14 protein-coding genes are annotated in these 11,487 nt (G+C 46.6%); 7 read left to right on the top strand and 7 right to left on the bottom strand.

Annotated features, from left to right (window positions below):
* Window positions 1–171 precede the first annotated feature (171 nt).
* Window positions 172–414, top strand: coding sequence for a hypothetical protein (locus JGK22_RS04195; protein WP_293174278.1), 243 nt, complete (start codon window positions 172–174; stop codon window positions 412–414).
* A 280-nt stretch (window positions 415–694) separates the two neighbouring features.
* On the opposite strand, the gene JGK22_RS04190 is transcribed toward JGK22_RS04195, so the two are convergent.
* Window positions 695–1,966, bottom strand: coding sequence for an aspartate aminotransferase family protein (locus JGK22_RS04190; protein ID WP_293174276.1), 1,272 nt, complete (start codon window positions 1,964–1,966; stop codon window positions 695–697).
* Between the two features lie 128 nt (window positions 1,967–2,094).
* On the opposite strand from JGK22_RS04190, the gene JGK22_RS04185 reads away from it, so the two are divergent.
* The gene (locus JGK22_RS04185) at window positions 2,095–3,369 is read left to right on the top strand and encodes a ribulose bisphosphate carboxylase small subunit (RefSeq protein WP_293312398.1); all 1,275 of its coding nucleotides are present in this window, start codon (window positions 2,095–2,097) and stop codon (window positions 3,367–3,369) included.
* 171 nt (window positions 3,370–3,540) lie between these two features.
* Here the strand turns inward: JGK22_RS04185 and rbsK are convergent, their stop codons facing one another.
* The gene (gene rbsK / locus JGK22_RS04180; protein ID WP_293189308.1) at window positions 3,541–4,476 is read right to left on the bottom strand and encodes a ribokinase; all 936 of its coding nucleotides are present in this window, start codon (window positions 4,474–4,476) and stop codon (window positions 3,541–3,543) included.
* An 86-nt stretch (window positions 4,477–4,562) separates the two neighbouring features.
* On the opposite strand from rbsK, the gene JGK22_RS04175 reads away from it, so the two are divergent.
* From JGK22_RS04175 to JGK22_RS04160, 4 genes are all read left to right on the top strand, one after another.
* Window positions 4,563–4,703: a hypothetical protein gene (locus JGK22_RS04175; RefSeq protein WP_293189310.1), complete on the top strand. Its 141-nt coding sequence runs from the start codon at window positions 4,563–4,565 to the stop codon at window positions 4,701–4,703.
* A gap of 106 nt (window positions 4,704–4,809) precedes the next feature.
* Window positions 4,810–5,505, top strand: a complete 696-nt coding sequence (nblR, locus tag JGK22_RS04170) for a response regulator transcription factor NblR (RefSeq protein ID WP_293174270.1) — start codon at window positions 4,810–4,812, stop codon at window positions 5,503–5,505.
* 229 nt (window positions 5,506–5,734) lie between these two features.
* A complete protein-coding gene (locus tag JGK22_RS04165; RefSeq protein WP_293174386.1) occupies window positions 5,735–6,250 on the top strand; it encodes a DUF192 domain-containing protein in 516 nt (171 codons plus the stop codon).
* Window positions 6,251–7,155: 905 nt separating this feature from the next.
* Window positions 7,156–7,371: a DUF2949 domain-containing protein gene (locus tag JGK22_RS04160; protein ID WP_293144219.1), complete on the top strand. Its 216-nt coding sequence runs from the start codon at window positions 7,156–7,158 to the stop codon at window positions 7,369–7,371.
* Window positions 7,372–7,426: 55 nt separating this feature from the next.
* On the opposite strand, the gene JGK22_RS04155 is transcribed toward JGK22_RS04160, so the two are convergent.
* The gene (locus JGK22_RS04155) at window positions 7,427–8,584 is read right to left on the bottom strand and encodes an alanine--glyoxylate aminotransferase family protein (protein ID WP_293174268.1); all 1,158 of its coding nucleotides are present in this window, start codon (window positions 8,582–8,584) and stop codon (window positions 7,427–7,429) included.
* A 73-nt stretch (window positions 8,585–8,657) separates the two neighbouring features.
* A complete protein-coding gene (locus JGK22_RS04150; protein WP_293144225.1) occupies window positions 8,658–8,903 on the bottom strand; it encodes a DUF5340 domain-containing protein in 246 nt (81 codons plus the stop codon).
* Between JGK22_RS04150 and JGK22_RS04145 the strand changes: the two genes are divergently transcribed.
* Window positions 8,902–9,159 carry a hypothetical protein gene (locus JGK22_RS04145; RefSeq protein WP_293174266.1) on the top strand — a complete coding sequence of 86 codons (258 nt, stop codon included), beginning with the start codon at window positions 8,902–8,904 and terminating at the stop codon, window positions 9,157–9,159. The genes JGK22_RS04150 and JGK22_RS04145 overlap by 2 nt on opposite strands.
* A gap of 478 nt (window positions 9,160–9,637) precedes the next feature.
* On the opposite strand, the gene trpC is transcribed toward JGK22_RS04145, so the two are convergent.
* The 3 genes from trpC to JGK22_RS04130 all read right to left on the bottom strand — a co-directional run bounded on the left by trpC (window position 9,638) and on the right by JGK22_RS04130 (window position 11,310).
* The gene (trpC, locus tag JGK22_RS04140) at window positions 9,638–10,555 is read right to left on the bottom strand and encodes an indole-3-glycerol phosphate synthase TrpC (RefSeq protein WP_293174264.1); all 918 of its coding nucleotides are present in this window, start codon (window positions 10,553–10,555) and stop codon (window positions 9,638–9,640) included.
* 67 nt (window positions 10,556–10,622) lie between these two features.
* On the bottom strand, window positions 10,623–11,027 hold the full coding sequence (locus JGK22_RS04135) for a transcriptional regulator (RefSeq protein WP_293174262.1): 405 nt from the start codon (window positions 11,025–11,027) through the stop codon (window positions 10,623–10,625).
* A complete protein-coding gene (locus JGK22_RS04130; RefSeq protein ID WP_293174260.1) occupies window positions 11,011–11,310 on the bottom strand; it encodes a type II toxin-antitoxin system HigB family toxin in 300 nt (99 codons plus the stop codon). The genes JGK22_RS04135 and JGK22_RS04130 overlap by 17 nt, the downstream gene beginning before the upstream one ends.
* Window positions 11,311–11,487 lie beyond the last annotated feature (177 nt).

Below are 11,487 nucleotides of genomic sequence, written 5' to 3'. Positions count from 1 at the left end.
ATTTGGCTCTCGAACCGGAGGTAGGAGTCTCCGACGGATTATAGACCTTAAAGGATGAAATCAGTTAAACCAGGATTCACAAGTGGCAACAGACAGGCTGATAGCGAGATTAGCACCTACAATCACTAATAGTATTATTGTGCCCGTTGTCTTTAGCCAAATTCCGGTCTAATGCGTCGTCAGTGTTTCGGGGCGGGTTTCACAGACAATATTCGAGTAGAGGATAAAACTCAATTTTATCTTGAGATATTTTTTGTGTCGATCGGCATTCAAAAGCGGTTAAAAATTCCCAACCGGGAGTCTATTAACTTTAAGACTTATCTAGAAGTATTAAAAAAACCCGGTTTTTGCAGCATACACATCGTCACAGCGCAGTGTATTTGCCTAAAAAACTGGTTTCCGGGCAAGTCCTAAACTGGATAAAACCCGCCCCGACAGACTTGCAGCGGGGCGGGTTTACTTTTACCCTGATAGGGACTGATATCATGTCCGGTCGATTACCATAACAAAAACGGTTTGTAGTGCGCCCGAAAGTCCGCTCTGATGCTGCGGACTTCAGTCCGCACTACGAACGCATCTGATTGCGATGATCGAACACGACAGGAGGCTAAGAAACCGGGTTTCTCAGGAATAGCGCCTCTGCATATTGCGCCAGTTGCAGCGCTACAGCTCACAAAAATCAACCCAGTAGATTTTAGTGTACCGCTTGAGAGCGCAACGCTTCCTCAACGGCAAGCAAAGCCCGATCGACTTCAGCAGCAGAAACAATTAGAGGCGGGACAAACCTCAACACCTTCGGCCCGGCGGGAACCAACAGCACACCAGCGGCGATCGCAGATTTAACAATATCAGCCGATGTCAGTGCAATATCAGCCTGCAATTCCAGCCCGACAATCAAGCCCCAGCCCCGCACCTCAGCAATCAAATTCGGATATGCAGCCGCCAGTTGGTTGAGGCCAGCTTTCAACTGTGCTCCGCGCTGTTGGACGTTTTCCAGCAGGTTTTCCCGTTCTAAAGTTTGGCACACGCACAAAGCGACAGCACAAGCAAAAGGATTACCGCCAAAAGTGCTAGCGTGACTTCCCGGTTCAAACACATCGCAGTGAGACTTGCACAGCATAGCGCCGATCGGGATACCGCCGCCCAATCCCTTCGCAGAGGTAAAGATATCCGGTTCAATCCCGAGATTTTCGTAACCCCAATATTTACCGCTGCGTCCCATCCCGACTTGCACTTCGTCGAGAATTAGCAAAATCCCTTTTTCGTCGCAAATTTCCCGAATCCGTTGGAAATAGGCGATATCTCCGGGACGAACTCCCCCTTCACCTTGCAGCGCTTCCAGCATAATTGCAGCGACTTGGCGTTCATCTTTGTCGAGTTGCTCGATCGCCAGTTCGATCGCACTAATATCATTGTAAGGAACATAGTGAAATCCAGGAACCAACGGACTAAAACCCTTCTGATATTTAGGTTGTCCCGTCGCCGTAATCGTCGCCAAAGTCCGCCCGTGGAAACTAGCAACAGCAGTAATTATGGTCGGATTCGAGATATTTAATTGTTCGTGGGCGTACTTGCGCGCCAGTTTAATCGCCGCTTCATTAGCTTCCGCACCCGAGTTGCAAAAGAAAGCTCTGTCCGCGCAAGAATGATCTACAAGCCACTTTGCCAGCTCGCCCTGTACGGGGATGTAGTAAAGATTAGAAACGTGGTGCAGCGTCTGAATTTGCTGAGTTACCGCTGCCACCATCGCCGGATGGGCGTGTCCCAGAGTGCAGGTAGCAATACCCGCCACAAAATCGAGATATTCGCGGCCCTCGGTATCCCAAACGCGGCAGCCGAGGCCCCGTTCCAGGGCGATCGCAAAACGCCCGTAAGTAGTCATTACATAACTGTCGAAGCCCTCAGAACTGAACAAACTGGCTTCGGCTTGCACGCTTGGTTCTTTTAGTAAGGTTTCTGGACTCACGAATCGCTCCTTAACACATAATATGTAGAACTAGATTGTACGGTAAAAATCCAGCTTCGCGTTGCAGGCTGTTAATTTTGTCATAAAATTGTAACAGTAACAGCAATAAATCCCTCACAAATCTACTGATGAGTTATTACATTTCTCCTAACTTTCTCGATAAAGTTGCGGTGCACGTCACTAAGAACTTTTTAAATTTGCCTGGGGTAAGAGTTCCCCTAATTTTGGGAATTCACGGCCGCAAAGGAGAAGGTAAAACATTTCAAGCCGAACTGGTTTTTCGGCGAATGGGCTTTGAACCGGTGATGATATCTGGTGGAGAATTAGAAAGTCCCGATGCCGGAGATCCGGCGCGTTTAATTCGTTTGCGCTACCGCGAAGCTGCGGAGCAAATTCGAGTGCGGGGCGAGATGTGTGCAATTTTTATTAACGATTTGGATGCCGGTGCTGGCAGGTTCGATACTACGACTCAATATACTGTAAATACTCAGATGGTCAATGCCACTCTGATGAATATTGCGGACAATCCCACTAACGTGCAGTTACCGGGAAGTTATGACAGTACGCCGCTGCACCGAGTGCCGATTATTGTCACCGGAAATGACTTTGCTACGCTTTACGCGCCGCTGATTCGCGACGGGCGGATGGAAAAGTTTTATTGGGAACCCAGCCGGGATGATAAAATTGGGATTGTCGGCGGAATTTTTGAGTCTGACAATTTGTCACAAACCGAGATAGTGGGTTTGGTAGATAATTTTGCAGATCAGGCGATCGACTTTTTTAGCGCTTTGCGATCGCGCATTTACGACGAACAAATCCGCGAATTCATCCACAAGATAGGAATCGAGCAAGTTTCCAAGCGTTTAGTCAACACTCTGGAAGCACCGCCAGATTTCCCGAACCCTAATTTCAGCCTCGCTCATTTATTAGAAATGGGTAGTTCAATGGTTGGTCAACAAAAGCGGGTACAGGAAATGCGCTTGGTAGATGAATACAACCAATCACGGCTGTTTAACGTTCCTGGAACTGTCAATGTCCCGGCTGCTGCGCCAACACAAAATCAACAAAACGACCCCTCATCGAAATATTATAAGGCTTATGTCGAGCCAACTTCAACTATTAGTAACGGTAAAGCTGCGCGGCTGAGCGGCGAGGTATTGGAACAAGTACAACAGTTATTAGCAAGGGGCTGCAAAATAGGGATGGAATATGCAGACAATCGCCGATTTAAAACAGGTTCCTGGCAAAGTTGTGCGACAATTAAAACGGCACAGGAAAAAGATGTGGTTGCATCTTTAGAAACTTGCTTGGCGGAACACGGCGGGGAATACGTGCGGCTGATTGGTATCGATCCAAAAGTCAAGCGCCGGGTAGTTGAAACAATTATTCAGCGGCCACAGTAGGCTGTGCTTCGGGGCACCTTACAAATTCAAGAAGACTTGGCGGTTGAAACCGCGTCTATACAAGCAAAACCCGCCGGACGCCGGTTGAAGAGTGGGCAGTTAAAATTATGTTATCCTCTTCAGTCCGCGAAGGCGGACATCGTTTGTGTAGATGCGGTTTCAACCGCCGTCTTATCTAAATTCTGCTGCTAAATTATGCTGCAAAAATTTATCAAAAGTTGCCCGATCGGGCATAGCAACCTGAGCACCCACCTTAGTTGCACACAGAGCACCCGCTGCACAGCCCCACACCACCGCCTCCGACAGCGATCGCCCGCCATCTAACGCCGCAGCCAACCCACCGTTAAAAGCGTCGCCAGCAGCCACTGTGTCGATCGCCCTCACAGCAAAAGCAGGCACAAAAAAGCTCTCATCCGCAGTCACAGCAACCGCCCCGCGATCGCCCAATTTGACAATAACATTCTCGACACCGCGCTGCTGCAACTGTTTGGCTGCCCGAATCGCCGTTTCTGTGTCATTCACCGGAAAACCGAATAACTGTCCAGCTTCCACTTCATTCGGCGTGATGATGTCGATTAGCGGGTAAAGGTCGATCGGCAAATCCCCCGCAGCCGGTGCCGGATCGAGAATCACTCGCACCCCAGCTTGACGAGCAGCTTTCGCAGCTTTTAGGACAATTTCCAGGGGAATTTCTAACTGTAACAGCAAAGATGTAGCTTCAGACAACACTTTTTTAAGACGTTCTATATCTGCATCACCAACATTATTATTTGCACCCGGAATCACAATAATATTATTTTGACCGCTATCGTCTACGGCAATAATTGCCACACCTGAATGAGTGCTTTTATCTATTAATACATTTTCTGTATTCAAACCATAGGATTGTAAACTTGTCAATAATTCTTCAGCAAATTTATCGTTGCCCACACGCCCGATCAGGTGAGTCGAAGTTCCAAGACGCGACGCTGCTACGGCTTGATTTGCTCCTTTACCGCCGCCGGCAGTGAAAAAATTGCTACCGATGATAGTTTCCCCAGGTTGCGGCAATCTGGGAGTTTTTGCTGCGAGGTCAATGTTGATACTGCCAAATACAATGAGGCTCATGGATTGTTGAATTGGGTAATTGGTAATTAGGTTTGTAGTGAGGACTTCAGTCCTCTGAGTTTAATATTGAATTTGGGCATTGGGAATTGGGAATTGGGAATTGGGAATTGGGAATTGGTAATTGGGAATTGGTAATTGGGAATTGGGAATTGGGAATTGGGAATTGGGAATTGTCATTGGGAATTGTCATTGGCTTATCTTGCTTATTTCATGATTTTTCCATCTAACTGTCAACTGACAACTGTCAACTGACAACTGTCAACTGTCAACTGTCAACTGTCAACTGTCCCCTGAGACGTGCTAGAACTGGTATGGTCTAAATCGGTCAATGCAATGGCTGCACTCACTCTCGATCGCAATCCCTGTGTCCTGCTAGTAGAAACAGACGAAGTTCTCGCCGGACACTTAAGTCTAGACTTAAAATCCTCCGGCTACGAACCAGTAATAGCTTCTAGTATCGCCACAGGCCAACATTTAGCCCATAAATTGCAGCCAGCTTTGATTGTAATCGATCGCATACTTGGCCCTGAATCGGGGCTGTCGCTGTGTTCTCACCTCCGAAGTGGTGGCAATCGGGCGCCAGTGCTATTATTGATCGGTCGCGATACAGTGGACGATCGCGTGGCTTGTCTGGAAGCTGGCGCAGATGATTATTTTCTCAAACCTTACCGCACTGAGGAGTTTATGCAGTTGGTGCGCTTGTATTTGCAGCCGGATAACACCAGCAGCGAACAACTGAGGTTTGGTGATTTAGTTTTGGATTTGGCGTCTAGGCGAGCTCTACGCAACGGACGGGCGATCGACCTGACGATGAAGGAATTTGAACTGCTAAAGTATTTGATGGAACATCCCCGCGACGTTTTGACTCGCGAACAAATTCTAGAGAATGTTTGGGGTTACGACTTTTTGGGTGAGTCGAATGTGATTGAGGTTTACATCCGCTATCTGCGTCTCAAAATTGAAGATGAGGGCGAAAAGCGCTTGATTCAGACTGTGCGCGGTGTTGGTTACGTGATGCGCGAAGCTTGAAGTCAGTTGACAGTTGACAGTTGTCAGTTGACAGTTGTCAGTTGACAGTTGTCAGTTGACAGTTGTCAGTTGACAGTTGTCAGTTGACAGTTGACAGTTGTCAGTTGACAGTTGTCAGTTGACAGTTGTTAAAAAGTCCCATTCCAATTACCAATTCCCAATTCCCAATTACCAATTACCCATTACCAATTACCCATTACCAATTCCCCATTCCCAATCTAAAATCTTTATGAGTTATTTAACTAATTTCCTAAATATTGGGGTAATTATATTTTTGCTTGGATGTTCGCCGGCTTTACCTGTCGCAAATTCTGGTGTTACTGGTACTTTGGCGTCGCAGTCTCCGACGGCGACAACATCCGGTCAAGTTTTGCCTGTTTCTGCTAGAGCTCGGATAGCCGATCGCCAGATCGAACTTGAAGTCGCCAAAACATCCGAACAACAGGCTATGGGTTTAATGTACAGAACTTCTTTGGCCGATGACAGAGGAATGCTGTTTGAGTTTAAACCCGCGCGCTGGGTCAATTTTTGGATGAAAAATTGCAAGATTTCTCTGGATATGATTTTTCTGCGGGATGGAGTCGTGACAGCCATCGCAGCAGAGGCACCTCCTTGTACAGCCGATCCTTGTCCCACCTACGGGCCCGATACTGCTGTCGATCGAGTGATCGAGATCCGGGGCGGCCGGGCTGCTGAACTTGGTGTCAAAGTGGGCGATCGGATTGAAATCGAGTTTTTCCAGTAACACTTCGGACATTTTCAGGGCTTACACATGGGGCTAGAAACCCGGTTTCTAGGTGTATTTCTGGTTCCCAGTCGCAAAATTTAGTAGAAACCCGGTTTCTGAAGTCACTCCCCCTCTCTCCCCTCTCCCCCTCTCTCCCCTCTCCCTTTCCCGCTGAGTTCGGCTTCCAGAAAACCTCAAAAAATTAATAAACTTTACAAAACTTGATAATATCTGTTAAAGTATTAATGTAAGATACAGCACAAAGACCAAAAGATTTGCTACGATGTCAATCTGAGTTCGTCTGGGCTTGAGCTTGTTTGCAGAAGCTGTAGATTGTTAGTTCCAGGTATGAGAGGAGTCAGCGACTCGTTACCAATCCTGAGAGACGATGCTTAGCCGATCGGGCTCCTGGCACGAAAAGAAATTCTCTGGAACTTCTGGCGCCAAACCTGAATCTACTAAACCTGTCGGAAGTAAGATGCTACAAGCCAAATTAAGTGGCAAAGTTAACTTAAGGTAGCAAGGTCGGCTGCGATCGACATATCTGACCAAATATTGCCGAAGTAGATTTGCGGATTCTGCACTTTCGCAGATGAAGTTAAACTCTGAACAACAGTGCAATTAGTTTAGGTAGCAGAATTTCTTCAGATTCGCGTTGCACAATACCGAGGTATTCAGTTTAAGTTCGATCGCGCTCAACAGGCGATCGGGCAGACAGCAGCAAAAGTGCAAAACCTTTCACTTCTGGGGAAAGGTTGGCTTTAGAGTCACACTCAGCAGTAAATTTGGGATTTTCCACAACCGCTAATACTGTTTTAACAGCTATCGACGGCCAAGAGACAGATTTAAAACTGGCTTATTACTAATCAAAAACATCAGGTTCGCATCAGAAAATGGTGTCCTATACATGGAGACAAAATCACATGGCACCCGCTACATACACTAGATTAATTCGATTTTTACAAGAAGATTTGGCAATCTCTCCCGCGTCCATCGCTGTCGCCGAACGTGTTGGCGGTGACGAAAAACGGCAGCGAGATCGAGACCCTAATTCCTTGCCGATGGTTCTGTGGCAGTACGGTTTAGTCACTCTGGAACAATTGGATAAAATCTTTGATTGGTTATCCCAAGCCTATTAAAAGGATTTTAGATTTGAGATAAAACCCAAAATCCAAAATCCTTTAATAACTAAGATTAAGATCCAGCTAACTCTTTCGCAGCAGCGGCGATACCGGCACCAGGAAGGCAGCCTTCATGACCCAATTCTTGCAACACGACTTCCAAAGCGGAAATTGCTGCTAGAATATCGCGATCGCACACAAAGCCCAAATGACCGATGCGGAAGATTTTACCTTTCAAATGGTCTTGTCCGTCGGCGAGAGCAATATCAAACTTCTTTCTCATCAAAGTTCGCACTTTTTGAGCATCTACAGACGCAGGCGGCATAACTGCGGTAATGGCAGGACTGGCGGCATCATCAGCAGCAAATAATGGCAAACCCAAAGCTTTTACAGCGGCGCGAGTAGTTGTCATCAAGCGCTTGTGTCTGGCGAAAACGTTTTCCAATCCTTCGCCTTTCATTATTTGCAGCGATGCTTGCAGCGCAAAAAACATATTGACTGGCGGAGTAAAAGGAGTCGTATTTTTGGCAGCGTCTTTGCTATATTTACCCAAATCTAAATAATAGCGGGGCAGTGTGGCAGTTTTGTAAGCTTTCCAAGCCTTAGGACTAACGGCTACAAAACCCAAACCCGGGGGAATCATGTAAGCTTTCTGAGAACCAGAAGCAATCACATCTAGCCCCCAAGCTTCCATTGGCACGCTGACAGCACCTAAACTGGTGACAGCATCAACCATAATTAAAGCTTCGCCGTGGGCTTTGACGTGGCGGTTGATGGTTTCGAGGTCATTCAGGACACCGGTAGAGGTTTCTGAGTGAGTGACGATGACAGCTTTGATTTGCTTCTCAGTATCTGCTTCGAGTTTTTCGCGGAAGTCTTCGGGGTTCAAAGGTTGACCCCACTCAGCTTTGACGATTTCGGCATTTAAACCGTAAGCTTGTGCGACTTCAGCCCAGCGTTCGCCAAATTTACCATTGCATCCGACTAAAACTCGATCGCCCGCACTCAAGAAATTAATTATCCCAGCTTCCATCGCGCCGGTACCGGAAACCGTCAAACTCAGTACGTCGCCGCTGGTTTGGTGCAGCCATTTGAGATTTTCGGTACATTCGGCAAAAATCGCGTCAAATTCCTTGCTGCGGTGGCCCATCGGGTGTTTTGCCATTGCTAGCAAAGCCGCTTCCGGCACCGGTGTAGGGCCGGGAATCATCAGCATTAACTTGTTGTCCATTATGTCGTCCTAACTTTTTCGATGGGAGTTCTACAGAATAAATCAAATACGATCGGTTGGTACTCTAAGTTTTTTAACTTTTAATGCCAGTATGGTTAGTTTCATTTAAAGACCAACGGTATTCTACTGCCAAGTTCGATCGCTCGCAGCTTTGTTCTAATTGCTTTTGAATGGCAAGGGCTTTACGCAGGGTAATAATAAGTTGGTGAACTTGTTGCTGTTGGGGCGATTGTGGACTGACAGCAAACATTGTTTTGCGTTCTAACAATTGAAGTAACAATTCATAATGAATGTACGAAGGAAGGGGAATTGGCTCCATGAAAGCTAACATACCTCAGCGAACCGATACCCCATTGCAAGTGCATGGGGCATCACAGGTGAACATTAGATGCCCGACTTCTTATTTGTTTTCTAACCTTACAAAAACCCCTGCTTTGCCGATCGAATATTCGGGGCTGGGTGCGTTGGTAACGCTAAATTTTGCGATCGACTGGCGACAGCGAATAGATTTAATTGCTTTCTGGCAAAATATTTCTCTGCAATATAGCTTTGAGTGCTATTTTTTTTGCAGTTAGGCGCTTGAGTCGATGCAGGCTAGAATTTCTGATTATTTACCTACTCAATCATTTTTTATCAGAATTCGGGGGTGTTTTTGAACTAACCCCACCGATGAATCGGGGGGATTCGTGCGATTCCAATAAAGGTTTCACACAGGCGTGTTCAATGCGCCGCTACCCACTCAGTCTAGATTACTCTAAACTTTGCGTATACTTTTATGCTTCTATCGCTTGGAAAGTCCATCACTCTGCCAGGTTGGTACGCTCGACATCCTGCCATTATTTGCCCTTTAACTGTTCCGAATCGAAGTCGGATATGTCCGTTGCCTGGATTTCTCAGTACTAGGATGTTTCGTCGCGTAGATGGTTGCTCCTACTCGCTTGAATCTATTGTACCACGGCGGCTAAAGCCGTGCAACCCCTTCTAGGCGGTTGAAACCGCTACCGACTTATCCCCATGTCTCGCATCGAGGGGCCCGGCGGGCTCGTTCTTTGGTCAAGCAGTCTCGCCTTTGGTGATGGGCGGATGTGTCTTGGCAAGGGAGGCTAAAGCAGCACCCGGATCTGGCTGCTTGACTAGGGATTCGCCGATGAGGACGGCTTGGACTCCGGCGCTGGCAACTTGGGTGAGGTCGTCGGCTGTATGGATTCCTGACTCGCTGACGGTGAGGATGTTTTTTCCTTGAATTTCGGTTTGGCGCGAGGCTAATAGTTGGCTGGTGGTTTCTAGACTGACGGAAAAGTCTTCTAGGTTGCGGTTGTTGATGCCGATTAGGTTGACTCCTTCTAGGGTTAATACTCGATCGAGTTCTTCGAGAGTGTGAACTTCTATTAAGGCCGTCATCCCCAAAGTCTTGACAATTTTCACAAAGTATTGTAAGTCTTTGTCAGATAAGATGGCAGCGATTAACAATACAGCATCGGCGCCGCTAATCCGGGCGAGATAGATTTGGTAAGGATAGATAATAAATTCTTTGCAAAGTAAGGGCAAATCGACGGCGGCACGGATTTTAGCGAGGTTGTCGAAACTGCCTTGAAAGAACTTTTCATCGGTGAGTACGGAGATGCAACTGGCGCCGTTTTCTTGGTATGCTTGGGCGATCGCCACGGGGTCGAAATCTTCGCGAATTACGCCTTTGCTGGGGGAAGCTTTTTTGACTTCGGCGATGATTGCTGGTGCGGTTTTACCGTTTTTAAGCGCGCCGAGGAAGTCGCGGATCGGCGGCGCAAAGGGGAGTCTTTTGTGAAGTTCGGCTAAGGGCGTGCGATCGCGCTTTTGGGCTACTTCAACCTCTTTTTGCCAGACAATTTCTTCGAGGATGTGCCGGGGTTCGGCGTCGGGTACGGCGATTTTGTAGCTGAGGTAGAGTACGGAGACTGAGGTGCTGGGGGGACGGCGGCGGATTTGAAGCATAGTAGAGGGGATAAAGGGCGATCGCGACAAGTTTCAATCTATTATATGATAGAAGTCTCTATTACGATTAATTGAACAGAAACAAACTCGGATTGACATGAAAAAACTTTCCCAAAGCCTCAGCTTGTTTTTTGGTAATTTCTAGTTGACCGTTAACGATTTCTGTTGCCATCTCAATTGTGTCCATAATTCCCACTAAATCCGCTGGCTCTAGATTTTTAGCATCCATCAAATGAAGAAGTCTTGAGTGGGGAGTTGAAGCATTTATTTGATAATGTGTTTCTTCAAAATCCTCAATTAATTTGACTAAGAGTTCTAGGAGAGTGTCTTCTTCGGGAGTTAGATTGTTCCGAGAAAGCAAGCTTTCAACTATTTCTAAAAATATCTTGTTTTCATCTTCATTTTTGATAATGCGCGGTTGATATTGAGATAGCAAGCTGCTGTATCTGTCGGAGTCAAAAGTAAGGGTCATTTTTCCAGTTGTTTTTGTCATATTCTGCATGAGTCAAAATGTACTTGATATAAACAATCTGCTTTTGATAGTTAAGACTTACGATTAAGCGATATTTATTTCCTTTGATGTTGAAAATTGTAAAATTTCCAACTGCTTCAGCTTGAGGATAAATAGTTTGAACTTCAATAAGCTTAGTCCAGTTGGCTTGACTAGCAATCTTGTACCAATCATCGAGGGCTTCGCAAGAATCAGCATGATTTTGGCAGTAGTCTCTTAATTTTTTGCGACTGATAACGTGCATTTAGCGATCGATTTGAGGTTTGGCTGTTCTGGCTTTTGCCTGTTTCAGAGCACTTAGGAGGCGATCGGCGTTTTTGGGCGATCGGTACGCCTCTAATCATCGATTTAGCGGACAAGAGTGGAAAACCCATACATATAACCATCATTGCGGTGAACAGTTTTGCAGTATTTGTGACGC

The sequence above is a fragment of the Microcoleus sp. PH2017_08_TRC_O_A genome (genome assembly GCF_020738665.1).
GTDB lineage: Bacteria > Cyanobacteriota > Cyanobacteriia > Cyanobacteriales > Microcoleaceae > Microcoleus.
Note: the sequence above shows the minus strand (reverse complement) of the source record. Positions and strands in the feature narration are given on the sequence as shown.

What these genes read in the sequence shown, in the direction of transcription:
- trpC (WP_293174264.1), bottom strand. Translation starts at nt 10,555, where the DNA reads ATGCTTCAAATCCGCCGCCGTCCCCCCAGCACCTCAGTCTCCGTACTC.
- JGK22_RS04130 (WP_293174260.1), bottom strand. Translation starts at nt 11,310, where the DNA reads ATGCACGTTATCAGTCGCAAAAAATTAAGAGACTACTGCCAAAATCAT.
- JGK22_RS04165 (WP_293174386.1), top strand. Translation starts at nt 5,735, where the DNA reads ATGAGTTATTTAACTAATTTCCTAAATATTGGGGTAATTATATTTTTG.
- JGK22_RS04150 (WP_293144225.1), bottom strand. Translation starts at nt 8,903, where the DNA reads ATGGAGCCAATTCCCCTTCCTTCGTACATTCATTATGAATTGTTACTT.
- rbsK (WP_293189308.1), bottom strand. Translation starts at nt 4,476, where the DNA reads ATGAGCCTCATTGTATTTGGCAGTATCAACATTGACCTCGCAGCAAAA.
- JGK22_RS04135 (WP_293174262.1), bottom strand. Translation starts at nt 11,027, where the DNA reads ATGACCCTTACTTTTGACTCCGACAGATACAGCAGCTTGCTATCTCAA.
- JGK22_RS04185 (WP_293312398.1), top strand. Translation starts at nt 2,095, where the DNA reads ATGAGTTATTACATTTCTCCTAACTTTCTCGATAAAGTTGCGGTGCAC.
- JGK22_RS04155 (WP_293174268.1), bottom strand. Translation starts at nt 8,584, where the DNA reads ATGGACAACAAGTTAATGCTGATGATTCCCGGCCCTACACCGGTGCCG.
- JGK22_RS04145 (WP_293174266.1), top strand. Translation starts at nt 8,902, where the DNA reads ATGAAAGCTAACATACCTCAGCGAACCGATACCCCATTGCAAGTGCAT.
- nblR (WP_293174270.1), top strand. Translation starts at nt 4,810, where the DNA reads ATGGCTGCACTCACTCTCGATCGCAATCCCTGTGTCCTGCTAGTAGAA.
- JGK22_RS04160 (WP_293144219.1), top strand. Translation starts at nt 7,156, where the DNA reads ATGGCACCCGCTACATACACTAGATTAATTCGATTTTTACAAGAAGAT.
- JGK22_RS04195 (WP_293174278.1), top strand. Translation starts at nt 172, where the DNA reads ATGCGTCGTCAGTGTTTCGGGGCGGGTTTCACAGACAATATTCGAGTA.